Origin of the sequence: Pseudooceanicola nanhaiensis (genome assembly GCF_020171315.1) — a bacterium.
GTDB lineage: Bacteria > Pseudomonadota > Alphaproteobacteria > Rhodobacterales > Rhodobacteraceae > Pseudooceanicola > Pseudooceanicola nanhaiensis_A.
Map to the genome: position 1 here is coordinate 61,406 of NZ_JAIUZP010000013.1, position 25,749 is coordinate 87,154.

The window sequence follows — 25,749 nt, forward strand, 5'->3', positions numbered from 1 at the left end:
AAACAGGGACGCGTCAGCGCTGCATCAGATGCGCCACGGCCGCATGCGACGGCCGGGCGCGGACGCGGTCCAGATGCGCCGCGAGGTTCTCGGGCAGGGTCACGCCGTCGCCGTCGGCCCAGCGGGAGGTGAAGTAGAGCGCGGCATCCGCGGCGGAGAAATCGCCCAGCAGGTACTCCTGCTCGCCCAGCATGTCGGAGAGCAGTGCAGAGGCCTGCGCCACCTGCTCATGCCCGTGGGCCGAGATCGCCTCATGCGCGGAGGCGTCCTCGACGAAACGGGCGGGCCGCTTGATGAAGCTGTAGCCACGCATGTGGAGCGAGGCGACGATATAGTCCATCGCCGCGCAGAGCTGTGCCCGGGCCAGCGGATCGGCGGGGGCCAGACCGGCCTCGGGGTGGGTGTCGACGATATATTGCGCGATCGACTGGAACTCGGTCAGGACGGTGCCATCGTCGAGACGCAGCGCGGGGATCTTGCCCTTGGGGTTCAGCGCCAGGTAGCTCTCGGTCCGGTGCGCGCCCTCGATGATCGGCAGCACCTCGACCTCGTAGTCGGCGCCGACTTCCTCCAGTAACAGCAACAGGCCGTTCGAACAGCTTCCGGGCGAATGAAACAGGGTGATCATGGGGCTCTCCTCTGCGCGACATGCGCAGGCCCGGCATACACCACGGCGGGCCGCCTGTCCGTAGCCGTAGGCGCAGGGGCGGGCGTGCCGGGGTGCGGATCGGCCCCGGTGCCTGTGCGCGCGCCGCTTCAGGGCCGCGGGGTCAGGCTTTCGGCCTGCTGGAAGAAGGCATCGACGATCTGGCCCGAGGTCTCGGTCAGGCTGAACACCGTCTCGTGGATCGTGAGCCCCCGCATCTCGGCAATCGGCAGACGGGCGACGCCGTCGCTGCGGCTGGTGGAGCCCTGCCAGAGGAAGCCGATGCCAAGGCCGTTGGCCACCGCCTCGTAGAGCCCGTCGCGGGCGTCGAGGGTCAAGAAGGGCCGGGGCGAGAGACCGGCGCGGGCGAACATCCGGTCCACCGCCCGTTGGGTTGAGGAGCCCGAGGCGCGGAAGATCAGCGGCTCGTCGCAGAGCATCTGGGCCGTCACCTCCCCTACCCGGGCGAGGCGATGCCCCAACGGGGCAATGGCCACGACGCGGGCGGCGGCGAGGTGGGCGCGGCGGAAGCGGGGATCGGCGGGCACGTCCGGCAGCACGCCGATGTCGCATTCATGGGTCAGCACCGCGCGGGTGATCTTGGCGTGCGATCCGGTTTCGACCTTCAGCGTCACGCCGGGATAGGCGCGGTGGAAGGCCGCGACGAGCGCCATGCCCGGCATCGCATTGCCGAGGCCCACGATGATCTGCCCCTCGCGCAAGGAGGATCGGGAGAGCAGGAGGCGTTCGGCCTCGGCCCGGGCCTCGGCCATGCGTTCCGCCGAATCGCAGAGTTGCAGGCAGAGATCTGTCGGCAGCAGCCGCCCCGATTCGCGCCGGAACAGGCGGATGCCGAATTCCTGTTCCAAACCACGCACTTGGGCGGAAATGTTGGGCTGCGTGACCGCGAGCGCCCGCGCGGCGGCGGCATAGGAGCCGCTCTCGGCCACGGCCCGCACGGCATCCAGTCTTTGGGGGGAGAGGGCCATTTGCAAACTCCGGCTTTGGTTTCCCCAAGGTCTAGCCTTGGTTCGTGTCGGCCCTGTTACAAAGCGCGGTCATTCCTCTCTCCAGCAGCGGGCGCAAGACGGCCCCTGCACAGACGCAGGAGAGACAGACTTGGCCGCCGTCACGACATCGACCGTTCCGACCACCCGACGCCTTGCAAAGCTTGACCCCCGAGCGGTGCAGGAGGCGCGGATCGTGCTGTGCGATCTGGACGGGTGCCTGATGTCCGAGGGGCGGCTCTTCGAGGAGACGGCGGAGTTCGTCGAAGGATGCGGCGACCGGCTCCGCGTCGTCTCGAACCGGTCCGACAGCACCGCCGCGGCCCTGTCCCGGCAGCTGTCGGACCTCGGCCTCTCCGTCCCGCCCGCGCATATCCTGATGGCGGGGGAATTCACGCTGCAGCATTTCGCGCGGCAGGGGCTGCGCCACCTGACGCTCTGCGCCGCACCGGTGCTGGTGGCGCGCGCCCGGGCGATGGGGCTGGTGCCCGACGCACGGGAGCCGGAGGCGGTGCTGCTGTGCCGCGATCCCGGTCAGAACGTCGATACGCTGGGCCCGCTGCTGGCGCAGTTGGCGCGCGGTGTGCCGCTCTGGGTCGCGAACGAGGATGTCTCGCATCCCGATCACGCGGGCCAGCCGGTGGCCGAGACCGGCGCGCTGCTGGCCGCGCTGCGGGCGATCCGCCCCGGGCTGGCGTGGCGCAGCCTTGGCAAACCCTATGCCCCGATGCTGACCCATGCGCTCGCCGAGGCCGGGCTGCGGGCCGAGGACGCGATCTTCGTGGGCGACAACGTGCAGACGGACGGGCGGGCCGCCTCGGCGGCGGGCATGTCCTTCATCCATATCCACCGGAGGGCCGGACAATGATCCCCTACCTTCTCCGCCTCGTCGTGAAGGCGGCGGTGACACTCTTTGCCATCGTCACGGTGACCTTCGTGGCGACCCGGCTGTCGGGCAACCCGATCGACACCTTCCTGGGCGAGGGGCTGACGGAAGAGGGACGGCAGGCGCTGATCAACTACTTCGAGCTCGACCGCTCGCTCTGGCATCAGTACCTCGCCTACCTGCGCGGCGTGCTGTCGGGGGAATTCGGCCTCAGCTTCGTGGACCGGCGCCCGGTGACCACGGTGGTGGCGGAACGGCTCTGGCCCTCGGGGCAGCTGCTGCTGGCCTCGGTCGCACTGACCGTCGCGGTTTCTCTGCCGCTTGGCGTGCTGGCGGCGGTCTACCGGCGCAGCTGGATCGGATCGGCGGTCATGGTGGTGGCCTTCACCGGCTACGCGGTGCCCTCCTTCGTGCTGGCCATCGTCATGGTGCTGACCTTCTCCTACTGGCTGAACTGGCTGCCGGTAGTGGGCAACGGGACATGGGCGCATTTCATCATGCCGACCATCGCCATGTCCGGCGTCCTCGTCGCGGCCCTGACCCGCTTCACCCGCAATGCCATGCTGGACGTGCTGGGGCAGGACTTCATCCGCACCGCCCGGGCCAAGGGCCTGCGCGAGACGCGGGTGGTGCTGAAACACGGGCTGGGGAATGCCTCGATCACCGTGATCTCGGTCATCGGGTTGCAGATCGCCGGTCTGGCCGCCGCCGGATCGGTGGTGGTGGAGAGCATCTTCTCCTGGCCGGGTGTCGGCCAGATGCTCGTCAATGCCGCGATCCTGCGCGACTACCCGGTGCTGCAGTTCGGCGTGATCGCCGTCGCCGTGGCCGTCGTCGCCATCAACATGCTCACAGACATCGCCTATGCGCTCGCCGATCCGCGGATCCGGCTGGCCCGGGCCTGAGGAGAGAGACATGGCAAGCCTCGCCGATCCCATCCTGCGCCTGCGCCGCCGCACGTCCCGCAAAGGACAGGGTGCCGACATCATCCAGAAGATCGCCATGGTGCTGGCGGTGCTGCTGGTGGGGGCTGCGCTTTTCGCGCCACTGCTGACGCCCTTCGACCCGCTGCAGCAGAGCCTGCTGTCGCGGCTGCGCCCGCCGATGGGGTTCGACCGCTATGCGCCGGGCCATTTCGCGGGCACCGATGAATTGGGCCGCGACGTGCTGGCGCGCTCGCTTCACGGGCTGCGGCTGACGCTGGCGCTCGCCTTTGCGGGGGCCGTGATCGGGCTGGTGATCGGGGGGCTTCTGGGGCTGATCGCGGGCCTGCGCCGGGGCTGGGCCGAAGACGTGATCATGGCGCTGGTCGACATGCAGATCGCCATCCCCTTCACGCTGGTGGCGCTTCTGGTGCTGGCGCTGATGGGCTCCAGCCTGACGGTGCTGATCTTCGTCCTCGGCATCGCCGGCTGGGAGCAATATGCCCGCATCGTGCGCGGCGAGGTGCGAAGGATCGCGGCGCAGCCCTACCTCGAGGCGGCGAAGACCGCCGGGGCCGGGCCCGTCTACACCGCATGGCGCCACGTGCTGCCCAACCTCGTCTCGCCGCTGGTGGTGCAGTTCACGCTGGCGCTGTCGAATATCGTCATCCTCGAAAGCACGCTCTCCTTCCTCGGCCTTGGCGTCCAGCCGCCGCAGCCCTCGCTGGGCTCGATGGTGGGGCTGGGGCGCGACTACATGCCGACCGCGCCGTGGATCGTGCTGACCCCCGCCGCGCTGATCGTTCTGCTGACCTTCACCGTGCAAATCCTGGGCGACTGGTTGCGAGACCGCGCCGATGTCCGGCTGCGCGAACGCTGATCCCTACACCAAGAGCCGGTCAACCGGCCCTCACCCAATATCCACCCTACCTTCAAACGGAGACATCCCATGTTCCGCCTGATGCTGACCACCGCCCTTGCCGCGCTGCCGCTGGCTGCCGCCGCACAGGAGATCACCGTTGGCGCCGCCAACGTCACCCCCTACGTCGATCCCGGCCGCGACCACTCCAACGTCGGTTCGCAGTTCTACTACAACACCTTCGACACGCTGATCGACCGCGACCACACCAAGCTGGCGCCCGAGTGGACCCCCGGCCTCGCCACCTCGTGGGAGCTGATCGACCCGACCACCATGGAGCTGAAGCTGCGCGAAGGCGTGAAGTTCCACAACGGCGACGAGATGACGGCCGATGACGTGGTCTTCTCGCTAAACCGGATGTTCCAGGCGACCTTCCCGCCCTACGTGGTGCGCGCCAAGGACCGGTTCGGCAACTTCACCGGCGCCGAGAAGGTGGATGACTACACCATCCGCATCCACGCCGCCCGCGAAGAGCCGCTGTGGGAAACCCTCGTTTCGATGCAGCAGGCGATGATCATCCCCGAGGCCTACACCAAGGCGCTGACCGGCGACCCGGACGTGGCCGAGGACAGCGACTTCGAGGCCTTCTCGCTTGCCCCCGTGGGCACCGGCCCCTACAAGATCGCCTCCTTCCAGCCCGGCGAGAAACTGGTCTGGGAACGGTTCGACGACTTCTGGGGCGAGGCCGCCCCGCTGGAGCGCGCCACCGTCGTCCAGATCGCCGAGACCGCCAGCCGCGTGACCGCGCTGAAGACCGGCGAGGCCGACATCATTACCAACGTGGCCCCCGACCAGCTGTCGCTGATCGACAAGGACCCGAACATGAAGACCGAAGGCTCTGCCACCGCGCTCTTCCATGTCATGATCATGAACCAGAACCACCCCAAGCTGCAGGACCCGCGCATCCGTCAGGCGATGTCGCTGGCCATCGACCGCGACGCCCTGAACGAGGCGCTGTGGCTGGGCAAGGCGGTTGTCCCCTCGACCCACACGATGGCCGAGATGGGCGCGCTGCATCAGCCTGACCTCGTGACCTTCGAATACGATCCCGAGCGCGCCAAGGCGCTTCTGAAGGAAGCGGGCTACGACGGGTTCGAGATCACCTATGACACCGCCGCGACCTACTACACCAACGGCCTGCTGGCCGCGCAGGCGATCATGGAGATGTGGGCCGCTGTCGGCATCAACGGCCGGGTGAACGTGCAGGACCAGTGGTCCGGCAAGGACCCCGAGATGATGACGCGCAACTGGTCGAACCCGATGTACTTCGCCGACCCCTTCGGCTCCTTCGGCGTGATGTGGGCGCCCGGTGGCCCCTCGGAAAGCGAAGGCCGGTTCAACACCGACGCCGACTATGCCGAGAAATGGGAGCGCTTCCGCTTCTCCACCGACGTCGAGGCCCGCAAGGCCGCCTACGTCGAGGTGATGGAAGAGATCAAGCAGGACCCGCCGGTTCTGCCGCTGTACCGCCCGTTCGAAAGCTGGGGCATGAAGAACGCGGTCAACTGGGCGCCGATGCCCGGCCATATCCCCTATGTTCTCGACTTCCGCGCCGGCAGCATCTCCCTCGCCGGGAGCTGATCCAGCGGGGACCGGGCTTTGCGGCCCGGTCCCACCCCATGCGTTTGTCCCTTTTCCAGACCCCCTCACGGCACACCCTCCACGGAGACCGACATGACCCGGATCGCCATCGTCACCGACATCCACCACGGCGCCCCCTCGCACACCAAGCGCGGCGACACGGCGCTGGAGCTGCTCTCTGCCTTCGCGGAGTGGGCCAACGATCAGACACCGGACCTGGTGCTGGACCTCGGCGATCGCATTTCGGACGTGGACAGCCAGACCGATGCCCGGCTGGAACGCGAAGTGGCCGAGATCTTCGCCCGCATCGACGCCCCCGTGCACCATGTCTGCGGCAACCATGACCGCGACCACCTGAGCGTGGCGAAGAACGAGGCGATCCTCGATGCGCCGCTGGCATCCGAGGTGATCGACCTCGGCGCGTGGCAGCTGGCGCTGTGGCGGGCGGATTCGCGCATTCACCGCAACGTGCTGCGCCCCGGTTTCGACCTGCCCGAGACCGATCTGCTGTGGCTCTCGCGCATGGCGCAGCAGGCCGAGAAGCCGACGCTGCTGGCCTCTCATGTGCCGATCTCGGGTCACTCGCAGGTCGGTAATTACTACTTCCAGCGCACGCCGGGCCTCTCGACCTATCCGCAGGCCGACCGCGCCCGCGCGGCGCTTGCACAGGCCCGCGTGCCCATGGCGGCGATCGCGGGGCACGTGCACTGGAACACGGTGACCACCGTGGACGGTATCCCGCACATGACCCAGCAGAGCCTGACCGAAAGCTTCACCACCGCCGGCGCACCCGCCCGCGCCTGGGGCATGCTGGAGCTGGGCGAGACGGTGCATTGGCAGGTCTTCGGCGACGATCCCTTCGAGGCACGCCTCTCGCCCATGCGGCACCGCTGGACCCCGCCGCTGGCCCCGCTCTTTGCCGAGCTTGCGGCGGAGTGAGCCCCATGCTGCCCAATCCGCCCGTCCTCTCCGTCAAGGACCTGCGCGTCGCCTTCGGCTCGGTCGAGGCGGTGCACGGGTTGAGCTTCGACATCCACCGCGGCGAGACGCTGGCCCTCGTGGGCGAGAGCGGCTCGGGCAAGAGCGCCACGGCGCTGTCGATCCTGCGGCTGATCGAGCGCGAGGGCGGGCGGATCACCGGGGGCAGCATACGACTGGGCGGTGACCGCCCGGCCGAGATCACCGCGTTGCCGCCCGCTGCGCTGCGGGCAATCCGGGGCGACCGGATCGCGATGGTGTTCCAGGAGCCGATGACCTCGCTCAACCCGGTGATGACCATCGGGGCGCAGATCGGCGAGACGCTGGCGCTGCACCGGGGCCTGCGGGGCCGCGCCGCCCGGGCCGAGGCCCGCGCCGCGCTGGAGCGGGTGAAGATCCCCGAGCCGGAGCAGCGGCTGGATCAATACCCCCATGAGCTTTCCGGCGGGTTGCGGCAGCGGGTGATGATCGCCATGGCGCTGATCTGCGAGCCCGATGTGCTGATCGCGGATGAGCCCACCACCGCGCTCGACGTCACCACGCAGGCCGAGATCCTCGCCCTGATCGCGGGGCTGCAACGGGACCTCGGGATGGCGGTGCTGTTCATCACTCATGACCTCGGCGTCGTGTCCGAGATCGCGGACCGGGTGGTGGTGCTGAAGGACGGCAATCTGGTGGAGGAGGGCCGCAAGGCCGATCTCTTCGCCGCGCCGAAATCGGAGTATGCGCGCGAACTGCTGGCCGCCACGCCGCGCCTCGGCGACGGATCGCCCGCGCCGTTGATCGGGGCCGAGCCGGTGCTGGAGGTGCGCGACGTGGTCACCACCTACGGCGGCGGCGGGCTCTTCTCCCGCAAGGCGCCGGTGGCGGCGGTGCGCGGTGTCTCCCTCACGCTGGGGCGGGGCGAGACGCTGGGGTTGGTGGGCGAAAGCGGCTGTGGCAAGTCCTCACTCGCCCGCACGGTGATGCGGCTGGTGGACCCGGCCTCGGGGCAGATCGACCTGCTGGGCACGCGGATCGAGGCCTTGGGGCCCGAGGCGCTGAAGCCGCACCGGGCGCAGATCCAGATGGTGTTCCAGGACCCATATGCCGCGCTCAACCCCCGCATGGCAATCCGCGATCTGGTGACCGAACCGGCCTACCTGCACGGCATGGTCGCCCCCGCCGGGCGCGACGCACTGGCGCGCGAGTTGCTGGAGCGTGTCGGCCTGCCGGCGGATGCGGCGGAGCGGTTCCCGCACCAGTTCTCGGGCGGGCAGCGGCAGCGGATCTGCATCGCGCGGGCACTCTCGGTGAAGCCGCAGATCATCGTCGCGGACGAGGCGGTCTCGGCGCTCGACGTCTCCAACGCGCGGCGGGTCACGGACCTGATGGCGCGCATCCAGCGCGAGGAGGGGGTCTCCTTCCTCTTCATCAGCCATGACATCGCCGTGGTGGAGCGGGTCAGCCACCGCATCGCGGTGATGTACAAGGGTGAGATCGTGGAGCAGGGCGAGACGGCGCAGGTGCTTCATGCGCCGCGCCACGCCTATACCCGCCGCCTGCTGGCCGCCGTGCCGCGGGCCGAGGGGCTGGCGCTGCCCGTGGCGGGCGCGACCGAGGTGGCCACGATCCCCGCTTGAGGTGGGGATTTCGACCCTGAACCGGCGCTTCGGGCCTGTGCCCCGGATGCGCCAGCCTGTGGCCATCGCCCGCGCGAGGCTTGCGCGGACGATCCTGCGCGACTACCCAGATCTCAGGCCCTGCGCCTTTCGGCGCGGGCGACGAGAGAGGGAGGCGGCGGCCTTGGCATCCTACAATCCGGTGGCGGCGGTCCTGCGCGGGCTCGACGTGTTGCAGGCGGTGAACGCCCATGACCCGGCGGATCTCAAGACGATCCACGCGGCGACAGGCCATGACAAGGCGACGATCATCCGCATGCTGGAGACGCTGATCCACGCCGGCTACGTGGTGCAGGACCCCGAGAGCGGCGCCTATCTCGTCACCGGGCGGACCCTGCAGCTGAGCGCGGGCTACGACCGGGCGCGGCAGTTCGAACTGTTGCTGGCCCCCGCGCTGAAGGCCTTCCGGACCGAGGTCGGCTGGCCGTCGGATTTCGCCACGCTGGACGGGACCGAGATGATCGTGGTCGAGACCTCGCGCGACACCGGGCCGATGTCCTTCAACCGGCGGCGCGGGTTCCGCGCGCCGGTGCTGCGCACCTCCATCGGGCGCGCCTACCTCGCCTTCTGCCCCGAGGCGAAACGCGCGGAGCTGATCGCGGCGCTGCGCCAGCGGGCCGAGGCAGGCGGCCCCGCCGTGCCGACGGATGCCGAGATCGCGGCGCTGGTCGATCAGGTGCGGGCCGAGGGCTATGCCACGATGGACGAGGGCTATAGCAGCGACGAATACAACGGTTCCTTCTGGGCCGTTGCGGTGCCGGTCATGGCGGGGGATCGGATCTGGGGCGCGCTGAACCTGATGATGCTGAAGCAGGCCACGACGCCGGAGCGGGTCCGCGAGGAACTGCTGCCGAAACTGAAAGCCGCCGCCGATGGTCTGGCGGCGGCCTTTGCGGAGGCCGGGGTCTGAGGGCGATGTCCGAGACCGGTGTCCGAGGCCGGGGATTAAACCGAAGCCTTGGACGGTGGTCTGGTATCGGCTGCGCCCTTGGCAGGACCCAAGGGGCACGCCGGGTGCCGTGACCGTGGCCCCGAGGGGCCGGGCTGCGCCGGACGGGTGCCGGGCAGCGGGGCTTCCGCGGTCGCTCAGACGCCGGTGAAGGCGGGGGAGCGACGGGAGAGGAAGGCCTGCACCGCCTCTTCGTGATCGGCGGTGGCATGGGCAAGCGCCTGGAAGGCGGCGGAGAGCTCCAGCACCGAGGCGAGTGACTGGTTGCAACTTTCGCGCAGCAGGCGCCGGGTCATCCGCACCGCGTGGGTGGGATGGGCGGCGATCTTGCGGGCCACGCTGCGGGCGGTCTCCATCAGATCGGCATCCGCGACGACCTGCGACACGAGACCGATCTTCAGCGCCTCCTGCGCATCGACCGTGTCGCCGGTCAGGGCCATCTCGCTGGCCTTGGAGAAGCCGACGATGCGCGGCAGCAGCCATGCGCCGCCGTCGCCCGGCACGATGCCGAGCCGCACGAAGCTTTCGGCAAAGAGCGCCGCCTCGCCCGCCACGCGGATGTCGCACATGCAGGTCAGATCACAGCCTGCGCCGATGGCGGGGCCGTTCACGGCGGCGATCACGGGGATCTCCATCGCTTCCATGGCCATCGGCAGTCGCTGGATGCCATGGCGATAGCCCAGACGGGTCCGTGCCGGCAGCGGATCGGAGAGCCCGCCCGCCGCCCCCATCTTCTTGATGTTCCCGCCGGAGGAGAAGGCCTTGCCCGTGCCGGTGAGGATGATCACCCGGCTGGCCGGATCGGTATTGGCCCCGTCGAGCGCGTCGAGCAGCGCCTCGATCATCGGCAGGTCGGAGATCGCGTTGCGCGTGTCCGGGTCGTTCAGGGTGAGGGTCACGATGCCTTCGGCGTCGATCTCGTGGGTGACGAGCGTCATGTCGGTCTCCTTCAGCGCAGGCCGAGCCCGCGGGCGATGATGCCGCGCAGGATTTGCCGGGTGCCGCCGCGCAGCGAGAAGCTGGGCGCGGCGAGGATGGTCTGGGCCAATACGGCGGCGAATGTATCGCGCTCCCCGGGGCGGGGGGCGGTGTCGGTCAGGGCGCGGGCGATCTCGGGGATCTCCTGCTCCAGCAGCGCGCCGAGGTCCTTGACGATGGTCGCCTGCTGGGCCGGGTTCTCGCCCCGCGCCAGCATCCCGGCGACCGAGATCGACATCTGCCGCAGCACCATCAGATGCGCCGCGATCCGGCCGATGACCTGCGCCTCCAGCCGGTCGGGCCCGGTGCCGATCTGGGCGATCAGGGCGTTGATCAGCGCGAAGGATGACAGGAAGCGATCCGGCCCGCTGCGCTCGAAGGCCAGCTCGCCCATGACCTGTTTCCAGCCCTCGCCCTCCTGCCCCAGCAGGGCATCGGCGGGCACCTCCACGTCGCGGAAGGAGACCTCGTTCATGTGATGATCGCCCGCGATGTCGAGGATCGGGCTGATCGTGATGCCGGGGGTCGAGAGATCGATCAGGAACTGGCTGAGTCCGCCATGACGATCCTCGGCCGGGCCGGTGCGGGCCAGCAGGATCATGTAATGCGCCTCATGGGCATAGGTGGTCCAGAGCTTGGTGCCGTTGATGCGGAAGCCGCTCTCGGTCCGCTCGGCCCGGGTACGGGCGGCGGCGAGGTCGGAGCCGCTGTCGGGCTCGCTCATGCCGATGCAGAAGTAGCAGTCTCCCGCGGCGATCTTGGGCAGGATCAGCTGGCGCTGTGCCTCGGTGCCGTTGTGCAGGATCAGCGGCGCGCTCTGGCGATCGGCGATCCAGTGGGCGGCGACGGGGGCACCGGCGGCCAGCAGTTCCTCGACCACGACATAGCGGTCGAGCGCGCTGCGCTCGTGCCCGCCATAGGCGCGCGGCAGGGTCATGCCGAGCCAGCCCTGCTGGCCCAGCTTGCGCGAGAACGCCGGGTCATGGCCGCTCCACGAGCGGGCGCGGAGCGTGGGGCCGTAGTCGGGGCCCAGTTCGGCGGCAAGGAAGGCGCGGACCTCGGCGCGCAGGGCGGCGGGGTCAGCCACGGCCTCGGCGGCGACGGGGGGAAAGGCGATCATGTTCATCAGGCGGCTCCGCGGATCTCGGGCTGGGTCAGCAGCGGCCAGAAGCCCTCGGCACCGCGGGCACAGCAGGTTTCCCCGATCCAGCGGGCCCAATGGGCCTCGCTGCCGCATTCATCGCGCCAGGCCCAGAGGCGGCGGGTGAGGGCGTGAAGCGGGTATTCATGGCTGAAGCCGATGGCGGCGATCACCTGATGGGCGATGGCGGCGGATTTGCCCGCGGCCTCGCCCGCGCGCAGCTTGGCGGCGGCGACGGCAAGGCGCCAGTCGGCCTCGGTATTGCCGGCAAGGGCATCGGCGAAGGCGCGGGCGGCCATTTCGGCACCGGCTCCGGCGGCGGCGGTTTCACCGGCCAGCACGGCCAGTTCCTGCTGGATCGCCTGGAACTTGCCGATCGGGCGGCCGAACTGCTTGCGCTCGTTGGCGTAGTCCACCGTCAGGCCGAGCAGGGCAGAGAGCGCCCCGGCCACGCCCTGCGCCCGCAGCAGGGCCCCGAGGAGGAGCATCTCCTCGCAGAGGGCGGGGGCGTCGGTGACGGCCTCGGCGGGCAGGGTCAGGTCGTAGACGAGGGTATCCTGCGGCTCGGCCACGAGGTTGTGGGCGGGCAGGGCGGTGCCTGCGGGCAGTGCCGCCAGCTTGGCACCCTCGGCGGTTTTGACCCGCACGACGATGGTCTGCGCCATCCGGCCATAGGGCACCGCGTGCAGGCGCCCGGTGGCCTGCCAGCCGGAGGCGACGGGCGTCAGGGTCAGCGCATGGTCGGCGGTGAAGCTGGCGATGCCCTCCACCGGGTCCAGACCGGCGCGGGCCAGCAGGAGGTTGGCGATCATCGTCTCGCCCAGGGGGGCGGCGACGGCATGTTCGGCGGCCATGCGGACGAGGGCGAGGGCGCTTTCGGCGGGCAGGCCGAAGCCGCCTTCGTCCTCCGAGAGCAGCGCCAGCGGGAAGCCGGCCTCCTCGATCTCGGCCCAGAGGCCTGCGGGGAGGGGGGCGGCATCGGCCCCGGCCTGGGCGGGCAGCGCCGCAAAGCTGTGTTCACGGTAGGCCGAGAAGAGCCGCTCGGCGCTGTCGGCAATCATCCTGTCCATGATGTCTCCTGGAAAGTCGGGCGCCGCCACCCCGCGGGGCGGCGGCGCGGTGTCACTCGGCGGCGACCAGCGGGCGGCGGCTGCGCGCCAGCAGGATCGGCAACGCCACGAGCGCCGCGCCGATGAGAGCGGTTTCAGTATGGTTCAGGCCGAGGGAGCCCATGCCCGGGATCGCCACCATGAAGCCCCCCAGCAGGAGCATCCCGCGGCCGAAGATCGCCGCAGGGCCATCCCCCAGCGGGCCGAAGCCCACCACGTAGCCCCGGAAGCCCGAGGCCATGAGCCAGATCCCCGTCATCGCTGCGGCGAGCGCCAGCAGCACCTCCGCCGCCGTGCCCTGTCCGACGAGGGCCGGGTCGAGGACGAAGAAGAAGGGGATGATGTAGATCACGGCCCCGAGGCGCATGGATTCCACGCCCACCGCGAAGGGTTTCGCCTTGGCCAGCGTTGCCGCCGAGAAGGCGCCGAGCGCCACGGGCGGGGTGATGAAGCTGACCATGCCCCAGTAGAGGATGAAGAGGTGGATCGCCATCCGGTCGATGCCGGTCTGTTCCAGCGCCGGGGCCAACACCACGGCGAGGAAGACGTAACAGGCGGTCACGGTCATCCCCATGCCGAAGACGAAGGCGGTGACCGCCCCCATGATCAGCAGCGCCACGGCACTGTCGCCCGCAAGGAAGACGAGGTCATTGACCAGCGTGCCCGCAAGGCCGGTGGCCGAGAAGGCGCCGACGATCAGGCCCACGCCCATCAGGACGGCGGTCAGTTCGGCCAGCGAGGCGCCAACGCTCCACATCAGGTCGCGCAGGCCGGTGAGGCTGAGCCGGGTGCTGGGGAAGACCTGGTTCAGCGCGACCATCAGCGCGGTGGCGAAATAGGGCGCCCGGGTCTCGGCGCGCAGGCCGATCATCATCCAGATCAGCAGGGCGAAGACGAGGATGTAGATCCAGCCCTTGCGCAGCGTCTCGCCCAGCTTGGGCAGTTCGTTGCGCGGGATGCCCTTCAGGCCCTTGCCGGCGGCATAGGCGTCGATCTGCATGAAGAGACCGAAGTAGAAGAGCAGCGAGGGGATCGCGGCGGCCAGCGCCACCTCGGCATAGGGCACACCCAGGAAGGAGGCCATGATGAAGGCCGTGGCGCCCATGATCGGCGGCATCAGCACGCCCCCGGTGGAGGCGCAGGCCTCGGTCGCGGCGGCGGTCTTGGCCGAGAAGCCCGAGCGTTTCATCGCGGGGATCGAGACCGAGCCCGTCGAGAGCACGTTCGAGATCACCGAGCCCGAGAGCGAGCCCATGAAGCCCGAGGCGAAGATCGCCACCTTGGCTGCCCCGCCCCGGAAGTGGCCCACGAGGGCGAAGGCGAGGTCATTGAAGAACTGCCCACCGCCGGTCTTGGCCAGCACCGCGCCGAAGAGCACGAAGCCCACGACCAGCTGGCCGAAGCTTTTCATCGGGATGCCGAAGGCGCTTTCCGAGGAAATGACGTGATAGGCGACTGTGTCGAGGAAGGGCTGCTGGAAGCCGTTGAGCGGCCCGGGGAAATGGCCCGCCACCGTGGGGTAGAGCGAGACCAGGAACACGATGATCGCCAGCGGCAGGCCGCCCGCGCGGCGCGTCGCCTCGACGATCAGCGCCCAGAAGAGGATCGAGATCACCTGCACATGCATGGGGGCTGCGTATTCCCAGCCCTCGTTCAGGGACCTTTCCGATGTCGCGATGAAGAAGGCGCAGACAGCCAGCGACAGGACCAGCAGCACCCAGTCCGTGGCCTTGCCCGCAGCGCCCTTGATCCCGCCATCGAAGACGAGGAAGGCGAGCGAGAAGAAGGCCGCGGCCAGAAGGTAGAGATATTGCCCTTCCAGCAGGGTGATCCCCCCGATGCGCAGCTGGAAGATCTGGTTGACCGACAGCGCGATGCCGAAGGCGGTGCCCACAACGACGGTGTAGAGACGGAGAGAGGGCTTGCGCCCCCTCTCGAAGATCTCCTGCGCCTGCTGGAACTCCTGCTCGTCCTGAAGCGTGGCCATGTCGGCGCCTCAGAAGACGGGCTTGAAGCCGCCGGCGGCAAGCGCGGCGTGGCGTTTCTCGGCCCAGGCGGCCTCCCAGTCGGCGGGCTTCTCGGCCTGCAGCTCTTCCCATGCGGCGGCGAGGGCGTCCTGACGGGCGATCATCCGGTCGTTGTGGGCCTGTGCGGCGTCGGTCCAGATGCCCGCTTCCTTGAAGTAGCGGATCGCGCCGTCATGGAAGGGCACCAGCCATTCGAGGTTCTGGGCCTTGATGTCCCAGCCGTCGGCGGCAGGGGCTGCGTCCTTGTAGGCGTCGAAGGTTTCGACCATGGCGCGGGTCTGCTTGTAGACGAGGTCCGCGTCCTGCTCCTCCATCGCGATCAGCACCGGGTAGGGATAGCTGGCCGCGCCCACGCCGTTGTCGGCAGAGAGTCCGGCGCCATCGGTGGCCGTCATGGGCGCGAAATAGGGGGCCACGTCCTGCATCCGCTGGATGCCTGCCGCGTCCGAGGCGTCGATCGGCGGCCAGTAGAGCCCGCGCGGACCGGCTTCGACTTCGTAGGCGGTGCCGGCGGTGGTGCTGGAATAGGTCGCGTCGATGTTGCCGTCGGCGAGGCCGCGCCAGCTGTCGCCGTAGCCGCCGAAGTCGACCGCCTCCACGTCATCCCAGGTCAGCCCGCCATAGGCCAGCAGGGCCTCGATGGCGACGTTGATCGCGGGCGAGCCCTTGATGTGGCCCACCTTGAGGCCGCGCAGGTCAGAGTAGGTGAAGCCTTCGCAGCCCGGCTTGCCGGCCTTCTCGCAGGTTTCCTTGGTCACGGCGAGGGCAAAGCCGAACTTGGCACCCGCGTTCTGCAGCAGCACGCGCACCTTCTGCGGGCCCCAGCGTTCGGCACCGAATTCGAAGACGCCTTCCTGCGCCATGTAGACGCCGCCGATACCCGCGGCGGTGAAGTCCACCTTGCCCTGGCGCAGCGGCTCGGAGCGGGCGATGTCGTTCTTGCCCGGCAGCAGCCGCAGGTTGGTGCCATAGGCCGATTTCATCGCGGACCCGATGGCCACGGCCTGGTTGTAGCCGGTCGAGCCCATGTCATAGGCTGACCAGGACAGCTGGCCCGGCATATCCATGTCGGCCGCCTGCGCGGTACCGGCCGCAAGGGCCAGCGTTGCCGCAAGAATCACTCGTTTCGTCATGTCTTCCTCCCAGTATCGGGCCCGCAGCGGACCCGGTTCGCGCCAAGACGCGATTGAAACCCTGATGTTGGGCGCCCCCCTCCTCGGGGCGCCCGGGGTGCATCTGCGGGCGGAACGCGCCGCCCGGACCGATGCAGGTAGAGGCTAGGAACCGCCTCCTCTCTTGTAAATGAAAAAGTATTTCATCTGCTGAAATTCAGCTGCCCTCGAAGACCGGCGTCTGTTTGGCGAAGAAGGCATCGCGGGCGCGGACGTGGTCTCCGGAGAGCATCAGGCCGGGCTGGTGGTTGGCCTCGAAGGCCAGCACCTCGTCGAGCGAGGCCATGTGGCGGCAGAAGGCGGTCTTGGTCGCGCCGATCGCCAGCGTGGCGGCATCGGCATAGAGCTTCGCCTGCTCGAGGGCCACCTCCAAAGCCGTGCCGGGCGCCGCCGCGATGTCGGCCAGACCGATGCGGACGGCCTCTTCGCCAGTGACGACTTCGGACAGCATGGCCATGCGGCGTGCCCGGCCCATGCCCACGCGCATCGGCACGGACCAGAGCCAGCCCCAGTCGGGCGCAAGGCCGACCTTGCCGAAGACCGCGCCGAATTTCGCCTCTCGGCTGGCGACGCAGAGGTCGGACATGGCGGCGATCGACATGCCCGCGCCGAAGGCCGCGCCTTCGACCGCCGTCAGCACCGGCTTGGGCCCCTCGGCGATCAGCCGCACGAGGCGATGGCCCCGCATCATCCGGTGCCGTGCGCCTTGGAGCGTGGCACCGACCATGGATTTCAGGTCGCCGCCCGCGCAGAAGACACCCTCCGCCCCGGTCAGGACGATGGCGCGGCACGTGGCGTCGTTCATCAGATCGTCCAGCACGGCGGTCAGCGCGTCGCGCATCGGCGCGGCCAGGGCGTTGCGGGTTTTCGGGGACGTCATGGTGACGATGGCGATGCTGTCGCGGCGGTCGACACGGACGGGCGAAGTCTCTGACATGGGCTCTCCTCCAAGCGCATTTCAACAGTTGAAATTCTTTTTCATTTACATTCTAGCTGGAGGTGGCGAGTCTGCAAGCGCTTTCGGGAGGGCCTGCGCAGGTCCGCATCGCACAAAGGAGGAGGTGTGTATGAACAGTCCTGAGAAGGGGGAATCCCTGTCCGCGGTGACCGTGCTGGGGGTCGTCGGAGCCGGCGCCATGGGGCAGGGAATCGCACAGGTTGCGGTGACGGGCGGCATTCGCACGCTGCTCTACGATGTCTCTTCCGAGGCGGCCGAAGCGGGTGCCGCGACCATCGCCAGCCGCCTGCGGCGTCTGGTCGAGAAGAACAAGATGGAGAGCGCCGAGGCGGAAGCCGCCATCGCGCGTCTGTCCGTGGCCGGGGCGCTGGAAGACCTCACGCCCTGCGAGGCGGTGGTCGAGGCCATCGTCGAGAACATCGACGTCAAGCGCCGGGTCTTCCGAGATCTGGAGGCCGTCGTCTCGCCCGCCTGCCTGCTGGCGTCGAACACCTCCTCGATCCCGATCGCCTCGATCGCCTCGGCCTGCGAACACCGGGGCCGGATCGCGGGGCTGCATTTCTTCAACCCCGTGCCGCTGATGCGCCTTGTCGAGGTGATCCGTCCGGTGGAGGCGACCGATGCCACCATCGCCACGCTGATCGCCCTCGGCCGCCAGATGGGCCGCACCCCGGTTGAGGTGAAGGACAGCCCCGGCTTCCTCGTGAACATGGGCGGCCGCGCGATGACCACCGAGGGCATCCGCATCCTGCATGAAAGCGTCGCCACGCCCGAGCAGGTCGATGCGGTGATGCGCGACTGCTACGGCTTCCGCATGGGGCCGTTCGAGTTGATGGACCTGACGGGGATCGACGTGAACTACCCGGTCAGCGTCTTCGTCTGGGAAGGCTACGGCAATGATCCCCGGATCACGACCTACCCGGAACACCGCGCGTTGCTGGACGCGGGCCTCTATGGCCGCAAGAGCGGGCGCGGCTGGTTCGACTATGCCGAGGGGGCGCAGAAACCCTCGCCCGATTTCGTCACCGATGCGGCGCCTGCGAAAACCGTGGCCCTTGCCGAGCCCAACCCGGTGCTGGAAAGCTTCGTCGTCGCGGCGGGTCTGACCGTCGTGCCCGATGACGGGACCATCGCACTGTTGGCCGCGCCGGTCGGGCTCGATGCCACCTCGACCGCGCTGCGCACCGGGGCGGACAGCCGTCGCCTCGTCTGCCTCGACCTGATCGGGCGCACCGACCGCCGCGTCGTGGTAATGACCGCGCCGGGCGCGGACCACGGCCTGCGCGATGCGGTGGCCGCCGCGCTCACCAGCGAGACCCGCGCCGTCACCGTGATCAAGGACAGCCCCGGCTTCATCGGCCAGCGGGTCACCGCCGCGATCTGCAACCTCGGCTGCTCCATCGCCGAGACCGGCCTCGCCGCGCCCGAAGACATCGACATGGCGCTGGAACTGGGCCTGAACTACCCGGCCGGGCCGATGCGCCTTGGCGAACAGGTCGGCGCCGGCACGATGCTGACGATCCTGACCGCCCTGCAATCCCTGACCGGCGAAGACCGCTACCGCCCGACCATGTGGCTCAGCCGCCGGGCGCGGCTCGGCCTGCCGCTGAAGACCGCGGCGTGAGGAGGCCGAGATGAGAGGAGACCCCGTGATGAGCAGCCTCGACCAGCTGACCAACCCCGCCTCCATTGCCATCGTCGGCGCCTCGGACACCCCGACGCGGATCGGCGGGCGGCCGCTGCACTACATGCTGACCAAGGGCTACAAGGGCGATATCTACGCCGTGAACCCCAAGAGCGAGACGGTGCAGGGCCTCAGGGCCTACAAGACGATCTCGGACATTCCGGGGCAGCTGGACTTCGTGCTGATCGCCATTCCCGCCACCGCCGTGGTCGGCGCGGTGCGCGAGGCGATTGCCAAGGGCGCGCGCACGATCCTGATCTTCTCCTCCGGCTTTGCCGAGGCGGATGCCGCGGGCATCGCGGCGCAGCAGGAGATCCTGACGATGGCGCGGGCCGCGGGTGTGCGCATCCTCGGGCCGAACTGTCTGGGCGCGATCAGCCCGCGCAGCCATTTCTACCCCACCTTCACCTCGACCATCGAGAAGGGCGAGCCGCTGGCGGGCCACCTGGGCATCGCCAGCCAGTCGGGGGCGTATGGCAGCCACATCTTCCTGATCTGCCAGCAGCGTGGCCTCGGCATCTCGAACTTCGTCACCACGGGGAACGAGAGCGACCTGCACGTGGGTGAGCTGATCGGCATGCTGGCCGAGGATGACAACACCCACGCCATCGCGGCCTACGTGGAAAGCATCAAGGACGGCCCGGCCTTCATCGAGAGCCTCGAAATGGCCCGTGCCGCGCGCAAGCCGGTCTTCGTCATGAAGGTGGGCCACTCCTCTGCGGGGGCGGCGGCGGCCTCGTCCCACACCGCCTCGCTGGCGGGCGAGGACGTGGTCTATGACGCGGTGCTGCGCCAGCATGGCGCGATCCGGGTGAACTCGACCGAGGAGATGATCGACCTCGCCTACGCCGCGCGGCCCCGGATCTATCCGGCGGGCAAGCGGGTCGGGCTGGTCACCGTCTCGGGCGGGGCGGGCATCCTGATGGCCGATGCGGCCTCCGACTGCGGGCTCGACGTGGCCGAGATGCCGGAGGAGGCGCAGGCCGAGCTGAAGGCGGTTCTGCCCTTCGCCTCGCCGCGCAACCCGGTGGACGTGACGGCGCAGCTCTTCAACAACCTCTCGCTGGTGCCGCAGTTCACCACGGCGATGCTCGACCGCGGCAACTACGACGGGATGATCGGCTTCTGGACCTCGGTCGGCGGCGCGCCGACGCTGGCCAAGCCGCTGATGGACGGGCTCAAACAGTCGATGGAGGGGCGCACGGACACGCTCTTCATCCAGTCGGTCGTGGCCCCGCCCGAGATCATCGCGCAATACGAGGCCGAGGGCTTCCCCTGCTTCGAGGACCCCACCCGCGCGGTCGAGGCGCTTGCCGGGCTGATGCAGGCGGGTGCGGCCTTCGCCGCCGGTCGCCCCGTCACGCCGCCCGCACTGGACCTGCCCGCGCTGCCCGATCGCGACCTGAGCGAGCTGGAGGCGAAGGAGCTGATGGCCGCAGCCGGGCTGGCGGTGGACGTGGATCGCCTTGTCACCACGCCCGAGGACGCGGCCGAGGCGGTCGCAGTGCTGGGGCGCAAGGCGGTGCTCAAGATCGTCTCGCCCGACATCGCGCACAAGACGGAAGCGGGCGGCGTGAAGCTGAACGTCTCCGCCGAAGAGGCGCCCGCCGCCTTCAGTGCGATCATGGAAAGCGCCAAGGCCTATAATCCCAAGGCCAAGCTGGACGGCGTGCTGATCGCGCCCATGGCGGGCGAGGGGGTGGATTGCATCCTCGGCGCGCGGATCGACCCGGTCTTCGGCCCGGTGGTCCTCTTCGGGCTGGGGGGCATCTTCACCGAGGTGCTGAAGGACGTGGCCTTCCGTGCCGCGCCCTTCGACGAGTCCACCGCGCGCGAGATGATCGACGAGTTGAAGGGCCGCGACCTGCTCTTCGGCGCGCGGGGACAGGCGCCCTGCGATATCGACGCGCTCACGACACAGATCAGCCTTTTCAGCCGCGCGGCGGCAGGCTGGGCCGACCAGATCGACAGCATGGAAATCAACCCGCTCCGCGCCCTGCCCGAAGGGTGTCAGGCGCTGGACGCGCTGATCCTGCGCAAGACCAAGGAGGAGAGCCATGACTGACGTGGCAGAGGCAACCGGACCGGAGGCGCAATACCGCGCCTACCTCGCCGAGGGGCGGTTCATGATCCAGAAATCGCGGAGCAGCGGACAATATGTCTTCTATCCGCGCGTGGCAGAGCCGGGCACCGGCGCGCGCGATCTGGAGTGGGTGGCCCCCAGCGGGCTGGGGCGCGTCTGCGCCACCACCGTCACCCGGCAGCGCCCCGAGACGGGCGGCGATTACAACATCGCCATGGTCGACCTCGACGAGGGGCCGCGCGTCCTGTCGCGGGTGACCGGCATGGCGCCGGAAGAGGTGACCATCGGCCTGCGGGTCGAGGCCTATGTGGACGATCTGGACGGCGCCCCCGCGGTGCTCTTCCGCAAGGTGGAGGGCGCGCAATGAGCCACCAGTTGAGAGGCAAGGCCGCCTGCGTGGGCATGGCCACCACCGGCATGGGCGAGGCCCCGAGCCGCAGCGCGATGGACCTGATGGCGGGCGCGGTTCTGGACGCGCTGGAGGATGCGGGCATCCCGCTGGCGGAGGTCGACGGCGTCTTTGCCGCCAATGCCGTGCATTCCATGGCCAGCATGTCGCTGAGCGAACACCTCGGCATCGTGCCGGTGATCTCGGACAATTCCAACGTCGGCGGGTCGTCCTTCATGCAGCATGCGCTGCTGGCGGCCACCGCGCTGGAGGCGGGTCTGATCAACGTGGCGGTCATCGCCTATGGCTCCAACCAGCGCTCCGCCGGCGGGTTTCAGGGCGTGTCCGAGCCGTTGCCCTACGAGGCGCAGTTCAAGCCGCGCAACCCGATCACCAGCTACGCGCTCGTCACCTCGCACTACCTTCACCGCTTCGGCGTCACGCGCGAGCAGTTGGCCGAAGTGCCCGTGGCGGCCCGGGCCTGGGCGAACCTGAACCCCGAGGCCTTCATGTACGACAAGGGCCCGCTGACGGTGGAGGATGTGCTGGCGGCACGGATGATCTCCGACCCGCTCGGCAAGCTCGACTGCTGCCTTGTCACCGATGGCGGCGCGGCCATCGTCATGACCCGCGCCGACCGGGCCAAGGACACGCGGCACACGCCGGTGCACCTGCTGGGCGCGGGGGTGGCACACTATCACCGCATGATCTCGACCATGCCGGACCTCGCGGTGACGGCGGCGACGACCTCTGGCGAACGGGCCTATGCCATGGCGGGGCTGACGGCGGCGGACATGGACAGCGTGCAGCTCTACGACGCCTTCTCGATCAACACGCTGCTCTTCCTCGAAGACCTCGGCTTCTGCGCCAAGGGCGAGGCGGCGGAGTTCATCAAGGGCGGCCATATCGCGCCCGGGGGCGGGCTGCCGGTGAACACCAATGGCGGCGGGCTCTCCTGTGTCCATCCCGGGATGTACGGGCTCTACGTCATGATCGAGGCGATCGCGCAGATCCGCGCCACGCTGGACGGCGCGCCTGCACCCCGCGACGTGGGCGGCTGGGTGCCGGGGACGAAGCTGGCGCTGGCCCATGGCAACGGCGGTGTCCTGTCGGCGCAGGCAACCACCATCTGGGGCGCGCCGGAAACGGTCTGACGACAACACGCTGGCCCGGCGGCGCAAGAGGCCGGGCCAGCCAGACGGCAAGGAGGGGAGAGGACCATGTCAGATAGGATGCCAACCGCCGAACAGGCAGCGGAGGCTGCACAGCCCAGCCCCGGCGCGCTGGACGGGCTGCGGGTGCTGGATCTGTCGCGGGTGCTGGCAGGGCCATGGTGCGCCCAGAACCTTGCCGATCTCGGCGCGGACGTGGTGAAGGTCGAAAGCCCGGATGGCGGCGACGACACCCGCAAGTGGGGCCCCCCCTTCGTGACCGAGCCCGAGACCGGGCGCCGCGATGCGGCCTATTACTTCGCCACCAACCGCAACAAGCGCTCCATCGCCGTGGACTTCCGCCAGCCGGAAGGGCTGGAACTGGTCCGCGATCTTGCGCGGCAGGCGGACGTGGTGATCGAGAACTTCAAGCTCGGCGGCCTGCGGAAATACGGGCTTGACGTGGAGAGCATCCGCGAAATCAATCCGAACGTCATCTATTGCTCGATCACCGGCTTCGGCCAGACCGGGCCCTATGCGGCGCGGCCGGGCTATGACTTCCTGCTGCAGGGCATGGGCGGGCTGATGAGCTTTACCGGCCTGCCGGACGGGGTGCCCGGCGCGGGGCCGATGAAGGTGGGCGTGGCGGTCTGCGATCTCTTCACCGCCATGTATGCCACCACCGCGATCCTTGCCGCCGTGGTCCACCGTGAGAAAACCGGTGAGGGCCAGCACATCGACTGCGCGCTTTTCGATACGCAGATCGCGGTGCTGGCGAACCAGGCGTCGAACTGGCTCAACGGCGGGACCGTGCCGCAGCGTATGGGCAACAATCACCCCAACGTGGTGCCCTACCGGGTCTACCCCGTCGCGGACGGGCATATCATCATCGCCTGCGGCAATGACCGGCAGTTCGGGGCGCTTGTCACCGCGCTTGGTGCGGCGGAGCTGGCGGGCGATCCGCGCTTTGCCACGAACGAGGCGCGGGTGATGAACCGCGCCGAGATCGACCAGCGGATCGAAGCCCTTTTGCAGGCGATCCCGCGCGACGCGGCGCTGCACCAGATCGAGGCCGCGGGCGTGCCCTGCGGGCCGATCAATGACCTCGCCGATGTTTTCGCCGACCCCCATGTCGCGGCGCGGGGCGCGGTGGTCGAACAGACCGACGACAGCGGCCTGACCACCCGCTCCGTCGCCTTCCCCGCGCGGCTGGACCGCACGCCCGCCACCTATCGCCGGGCGCCGCCGCGTCTGGGGCAGAACGGGGCCGAGGTGCTGGCCGACTGGGCCGGCTACGATCCCGCGCGGCTGGCGGCGCTGCGCCGCGACGGGGTGATCTGACGTGGCCTCCTACAAGCCGGTCAATGCGGCCCTGCGGGTGCTGGACGTTCTGGTGGCGGTGAACCAGCAGAGCGGCCGGGCCAGCGTGGGCGGCATCCACCACCAGACCGGCATCGACAAGGCCACCATCGTGCGGATGCTGGAGACGCTGATCAGCGCGGGCTTCGTGGTGCGCGATGCAGAGGCGCCGCTCTACGAGGTGACAAGCAAGACGCTGATGCTGTCGAACTCCTACCAGAAGCACCGGGAGTTGGGCCGCCTGCTGACCGCGCCGCTGGAAACCTTCCGCACGCGGATCAACTGGCCCTCGGACGTGGCCTTCTATGAGGACGGCGTGATGCTGGTGGTCAGCAGCACGCGGCAAAGCGGGGCGCTGTCCTTCAACCGCGCGGCAGGCTTCCGGTCGCCGGTCTTTGCCAGCAGCCTTGGCCTCGCCTACATGGCCCACGCCCCGGAGGCCGAGGTGGAGGAGGCCGCCCGGCTGGCCGCCGCGCAATCCGCGCCATGGAATGGTTTGGCGCGCGATCCCGTGGCCCGGGCCGAGAGGCTGGCCGAGATCCGCGCGCGCGGCTACGCCGAGATGGACCCGGTCTATTCCCAGCTGGAATACCAGCGACAGGTGACCAGCATCGGGGTGCCCGTGCTGGCGGGGGGGCGGTCGATTGCCTCGGTCAACGTGATCTACCTGCGCCGCGCCATGACGGCAGAGCGCGCCGTGGCCGAGGTGCTGCCCGGCCTGAAGGAGGCCGCGGGCGAGATGGCCGAGGTGCTGCGGTCCGAACTCGTCGGCGCAGTCTGACGGGGCCGTTGGGACCGCGCCGCGACCCAAAACAGTCTCTAACAAGGCAAAACGGCCACCCGGGGGCGGCCGTCTCTCGATCCGGGTCAGGCGTGGATCAGCCCTTGTAGTCGGTCCAGGCCATGTCCTCGCCCTTCAAGCCGCCCTTGATGACGCGGGTCGGCAGGCCGATCCGGTCCAGCAGGGTGAAGAAGGGTTTCGGGTCCAGCTCCTCGACGTTCTTCATGGTCTTGGCATCCCATTCGCCGGTGGCGACCAGCATCGCTGCGGCAACCGGGGGCACGCCCGCGGTATAGGAAATGCCCTGGCTGCCCACTTCCTCGTAGGCTTCCTTGTGGTCGGCCACGTTGTAGACGAAAAGCTCGATCTCCTGACCGTCCTTGGTGCCCTTCACCAGATCGCCGATGCAGGTCTTGCCGGTGTAGTCGGGCGCCAGCGAGGCGGGATCGGGCAGGCAGGCCTTCACCACCTTCAGCGGCACCACTTCACCGCCGTCGGCCAGTTTCACCGGCTGCTCGGACAGCAGGCCGATGTTCTTCAGCACGGTGAAGACGTTGATGTAGTGATCGCCGAAGCCCATCCAGAAGCGCACGTCCGCCTGCGGATAGTTGGTGGCCAGCGAATGCACCTCGTCATGGCCCGACTGGTAGGCCTTGGAGGGGCCGACCACCGGCAGGTCCCATTCGTGGCCGGAGGCGAACATGGTCGTCTCCTTCCACTGCTGGTCTTCCCAGTAGTAGACCACGCCGGTGAATTCGCGGAAGTTGATCTCCGGATCGAAGTTCGTGGCGAAATACTTGCCGTGGGAGCCGGCGTTGATGTCGACGATGTCGATGCTCTTCACCTCGTCCATCTGGTCGATGGCGAAGCGGGCATAGGCGTTCACCACGCCCGGATCGAAGCCCGCGCCGAGGATCGCGGTCACGCCCTTCTCGGTGCAGGTGTCGCGGCGCTTCCACTCGTAGTTGGCATACCACGGCGGGGTCTCGCAGATCTTCTCGGGCTCTTCGTGGATCGCGGTGTCGATGTAGGCGGCGCCGGTCTCGATGCAGGCGTCGAGGACATGCATGTTGACGAAAGCGGTGCCCACGTTGATCACGATCTGGGCCCCGGTCTCGCGGATCAGGGCGGCCACCTCGGCCGGCTGGGTCGCGTCGACGGCATGGGCGGTGAACGCGCCCTCCACCTTCATCGCGCCCTTGGCATGAACGCTCTCGATGATCGCGTCGCACTTGGCCTTGGTGCGGCTGGCGATATGGAGATCTCCCAGCACGTCGTTATTCTGGGCGCATTTGTGCGCCACCACCTGGGCGACGCCACCGGCGCCGATGATGAGAACGTTCTTCTTCAAGACAGAACTCCCTTTAT

The 25,749-nt window shown here is 68.9% G+C and carries 22 protein-coding genes; 13 read left to right on the forward strand and 9 right to left on the reverse strand.

Features of this window, described 5'->3' with window-relative positions:
- Positions 1-13: 13 nt before the first annotated feature.
- Positions 14-628 (reverse strand): glutathione S-transferase family protein, encoded by a 615-nt coding sequence (locus LCM32_RS19320; RefSeq protein WP_224822726.1) that lies wholly within the window; start codon positions 626-628, stop codon positions 14-16.
- Between the two features lie 128 nt (positions 629-756).
- Positions 757-1,635, reverse strand: coding sequence for a LysR family transcriptional regulator (locus LCM32_RS19325; protein WP_224822727.1), 879 nt, complete (start codon positions 1,633-1,635; stop codon positions 757-759).
- 196 nt (positions 1,636-1,831) lie between these two features.
- Between LCM32_RS19325 and LCM32_RS19330 the strand changes: the two genes are divergently transcribed.
- The 7 genes from LCM32_RS19330 to LCM32_RS19360 all read left to right on the forward strand — a co-directional run bounded on the left by LCM32_RS19330 (position 1,832) and on the right by LCM32_RS19360 (position 9,511).
- Positions 1,832-2,521, forward strand: coding sequence for an HAD hydrolase-like protein (locus LCM32_RS19330; protein ID WP_224822728.1), 690 nt, complete (start codon positions 1,832-1,834; stop codon positions 2,519-2,521).
- A complete protein-coding gene (locus tag LCM32_RS19335) occupies positions 2,518-3,444 on the forward strand; it encodes an ABC transporter permease (protein ID WP_224822729.1) in 927 nt (308 codons plus the stop codon). Before LCM32_RS19330 ends, LCM32_RS19335 begins: the two co-directional genes overlap by 4 nt.
- Positions 3,445-3,454: 10 nt before the next feature.
- A complete protein-coding gene (locus LCM32_RS19340; RefSeq protein ID WP_224822730.1) occupies positions 3,455-4,342 on the forward strand; it encodes an ABC transporter permease in 888 nt (295 codons plus the stop codon).
- A gap of 69 nt (positions 4,343-4,411) precedes the next feature.
- Positions 4,412-5,962 (forward strand): ABC transporter substrate-binding protein, encoded by a 1,551-nt coding sequence (locus tag LCM32_RS19345; protein ID WP_224822731.1) that lies wholly within the window; start codon positions 4,412-4,414, stop codon positions 5,960-5,962.
- A 93-nt stretch (positions 5,963-6,055) separates the two neighbouring features.
- Positions 6,056-6,901 (forward strand): metallophosphoesterase family protein, encoded by an 846-nt coding sequence (locus LCM32_RS19350; RefSeq protein ID WP_224822732.1) that lies wholly within the window; start codon positions 6,056-6,058, stop codon positions 6,899-6,901.
- Positions 6,902-6,906: 5 nt separating this feature from the next.
- Entirely contained in the window at positions 6,907-8,562 is a 1,656-nt protein-coding gene (locus tag LCM32_RS19355) for an ABC transporter ATP-binding protein (protein WP_224822733.1), read from the forward strand.
- Positions 8,563-8,725: 163 nt separating this feature from the next.
- On the forward strand, positions 8,726-9,511 hold the full coding sequence (locus tag LCM32_RS19360) for a helix-turn-helix domain-containing protein (RefSeq protein ID WP_224822734.1): 786 nt from the start codon (positions 8,726-8,728) through the stop codon (positions 9,509-9,511).
- A 176-nt stretch (positions 9,512-9,687) separates the two neighbouring features.
- Here LCM32_RS19360 and LCM32_RS19365 read toward each other — a convergent pair whose 3' ends face one another.
- The 6 genes from LCM32_RS19365 to LCM32_RS19390 form a co-directional block, all read right to left on the reverse strand.
- Complete coding sequence (locus LCM32_RS19365) at positions 9,688-10,488, reverse strand: crotonase/enoyl-CoA hydratase family protein (RefSeq protein WP_224822735.1); 801 nt, start codon at positions 10,486-10,488, stop codon at positions 9,688-9,690.
- Positions 10,489-10,499: 11 nt separating this feature from the next.
- A complete protein-coding gene (locus LCM32_RS19370) occupies positions 10,500-11,648 on the reverse strand; it encodes an acyl-CoA dehydrogenase family protein (protein ID WP_224822736.1) in 1,149 nt (382 codons plus the stop codon).
- 5 nt (positions 11,649-11,653) lie between these two features.
- Positions 11,654-12,739 carry an acyl-CoA dehydrogenase family protein gene (locus LCM32_RS19375; RefSeq protein ID WP_224822737.1) on the reverse strand — a complete coding sequence of 362 codons (1,086 nt, stop codon included), beginning with the start codon at positions 12,737-12,739 and terminating at the stop codon, positions 11,654-11,656.
- A 52-nt stretch (positions 12,740-12,791) separates the two neighbouring features.
- Positions 12,792-14,765: a TRAP transporter permease gene (locus LCM32_RS19380; RefSeq protein WP_224822738.1), complete on the reverse strand. Its 1,974-nt coding sequence runs from the start codon at positions 14,763-14,765 to the stop codon at positions 12,792-12,794.
- 9 nt (positions 14,766-14,774) lie between these two features.
- Entirely contained in the window at positions 14,775-15,938 is a 1,164-nt protein-coding gene (locus LCM32_RS19385; RefSeq protein WP_224822739.1) for a TAXI family TRAP transporter solute-binding subunit, read from the reverse strand.
- 196 nt (positions 15,939-16,134) lie between these two features.
- Positions 16,135-16,914: an enoyl-CoA hydratase/isomerase family protein gene (locus LCM32_RS19390; RefSeq protein ID WP_224822740.1), complete on the reverse strand. Its 780-nt coding sequence runs from the start codon at positions 16,912-16,914 to the stop codon at positions 16,135-16,137.
- Between the two features lie 130 nt (positions 16,915-17,044).
- On the opposite strand from LCM32_RS19390, the gene LCM32_RS19395 reads away from it, so the two are divergent.
- From LCM32_RS19395 to LCM32_RS19420, 6 genes are all read left to right on the forward strand, one after another.
- Positions 17,045-18,559, forward strand: coding sequence for a 3-hydroxyacyl-CoA dehydrogenase (locus LCM32_RS19395; RefSeq protein WP_224822741.1), 1,515 nt, complete (start codon positions 17,045-17,047; stop codon positions 18,557-18,559).
- A gap of 28 nt (positions 18,560-18,587) precedes the next feature.
- On the forward strand, positions 18,588-20,684 hold the full coding sequence (locus LCM32_RS19400) for an acetate--CoA ligase family protein (protein ID WP_224822742.1): 2,097 nt from the start codon (positions 18,588-18,590) through the stop codon (positions 20,682-20,684).
- Complete coding sequence (locus tag LCM32_RS19405) at positions 20,677-21,069, forward strand: Zn-ribbon domain-containing OB-fold protein (RefSeq protein WP_224822743.1); 393 nt, start codon at positions 20,677-20,679, stop codon at positions 21,067-21,069. Before LCM32_RS19400 ends, LCM32_RS19405 begins: the two co-directional genes overlap by 8 nt.
- Positions 21,066-22,244 carry an acetyl-CoA acetyltransferase gene (locus LCM32_RS19410; protein WP_224822744.1) on the forward strand — a complete coding sequence of 393 codons (1,179 nt, stop codon included), beginning with the start codon at positions 21,066-21,068 and terminating at the stop codon, positions 22,242-22,244. The genes LCM32_RS19405 and LCM32_RS19410 overlap by 4 nt, the downstream gene beginning before the upstream one ends.
- A 66-nt stretch (positions 22,245-22,310) precedes the next feature.
- Positions 22,311-23,582, forward strand: coding sequence for a CaiB/BaiF CoA transferase family protein (locus LCM32_RS19415; RefSeq protein ID WP_224822745.1), 1,272 nt, complete (start codon positions 22,311-22,313; stop codon positions 23,580-23,582).
- A 1-nt stretch (position 23,583) separates the two neighbouring features.
- A complete protein-coding gene (locus tag LCM32_RS19420; RefSeq protein WP_224822746.1) occupies positions 23,584-24,381 on the forward strand; it encodes an IclR family transcriptional regulator C-terminal domain-containing protein in 798 nt (265 codons plus the stop codon).
- A 97-nt stretch (positions 24,382-24,478) separates the two neighbouring features.
- On the opposite strand, the gene LCM32_RS19425 is transcribed toward LCM32_RS19420, so the two are convergent.
- Complete coding sequence (locus tag LCM32_RS19425) at positions 24,479-25,732, reverse strand: saccharopine dehydrogenase family protein (protein ID WP_224822747.1); 1,254 nt, start codon at positions 25,730-25,732, stop codon at positions 24,479-24,481.
- Between the last annotated feature and the right edge of the window lie 17 nt (positions 25,733-25,749).

Excerpts from the sequence above, each read along its gene's own strand:
- LCM32_RS19390 (WP_224822740.1), bottom strand. The coding sequence starts at position 16,914 with ATGTCAGAGACTTCGCCCGTCCGTGTCGACCGCCGCGACAGCATCGCC.
- LCM32_RS19320 (WP_224822726.1), bottom strand. The coding sequence starts at position 628 with ATGATCACCCTGTTTCATTCGCCCGGAAGCTGTTCGAACGGCCTGTTG.
- LCM32_RS19405 (WP_224822743.1), top strand. The coding sequence starts at position 20,677 with ATGACTGACGTGGCAGAGGCAACCGGACCGGAGGCGCAATACCGCGCC.
- LCM32_RS19345 (WP_224822731.1), top strand. The coding sequence starts at position 4,412 with ATGTTCCGCCTGATGCTGACCACCGCCCTTGCCGCGCTGCCGCTGGCT.
- LCM32_RS19365 (WP_224822735.1), bottom strand. The coding sequence starts at position 10,488 with ATGACGCTCGTCACCCACGAGATCGACGCCGAAGGCATCGTGACCCTC.
- LCM32_RS19370 (WP_224822736.1), bottom strand. The coding sequence starts at position 11,648 with ATGATCGCCTTTCCCCCCGTCGCCGCCGAGGCCGTGGCTGACCCCGCC.
- LCM32_RS19335 (WP_224822729.1), top strand. The coding sequence starts at position 2,518 with ATGATCCCCTACCTTCTCCGCCTCGTCGTGAAGGCGGCGGTGACACTC.
- LCM32_RS19380 (WP_224822738.1), bottom strand. The coding sequence starts at position 14,765 with ATGGCCACGCTTCAGGACGAGCAGGAGTTCCAGCAGGCGCAGGAGATC.
- LCM32_RS19395 (WP_224822741.1), top strand. The coding sequence starts at position 17,045 with ATGAACAGTCCTGAGAAGGGGGAATCCCTGTCCGCGGTGACCGTGCTG.
- LCM32_RS19355 (WP_224822733.1), top strand. The coding sequence starts at position 6,907 with ATGCTGCCCAATCCGCCCGTCCTCTCCGTCAAGGACCTGCGCGTCGCC.
- LCM32_RS19400 (WP_224822742.1), top strand. The coding sequence starts at position 18,588 with ATGAGCAGCCTCGACCAGCTGACCAACCCCGCCTCCATTGCCATCGTC.
- LCM32_RS19375 (WP_224822737.1), bottom strand. The coding sequence starts at position 12,739 with ATGGACAGGATGATTGCCGACAGCGCCGAGCGGCTCTTCTCGGCCTAC.
- LCM32_RS19385 (WP_224822739.1), bottom strand. The coding sequence starts at position 15,938 with ATGACGAAACGAGTGATTCTTGCGGCAACGCTGGCCCTTGCGGCCGGT.
- LCM32_RS19325 (WP_224822727.1), bottom strand. The coding sequence starts at position 1,635 with ATGGCCCTCTCCCCCCAAAGACTGGATGCCGTGCGGGCCGTGGCCGAG.
- LCM32_RS19340 (WP_224822730.1), top strand. The coding sequence starts at position 3,455 with ATGGCAAGCCTCGCCGATCCCATCCTGCGCCTGCGCCGCCGCACGTCC.
- LCM32_RS19410 (WP_224822744.1), top strand. The coding sequence starts at position 21,066 with ATGAGCCACCAGTTGAGAGGCAAGGCCGCCTGCGTGGGCATGGCCACC.
- LCM32_RS19415 (WP_224822745.1), top strand. The coding sequence starts at position 22,311 with ATGTCAGATAGGATGCCAACCGCCGAACAGGCAGCGGAGGCTGCACAG.
- LCM32_RS19350 (WP_224822732.1), top strand. The coding sequence starts at position 6,056 with ATGACCCGGATCGCCATCGTCACCGACATCCACCACGGCGCCCCCTCG.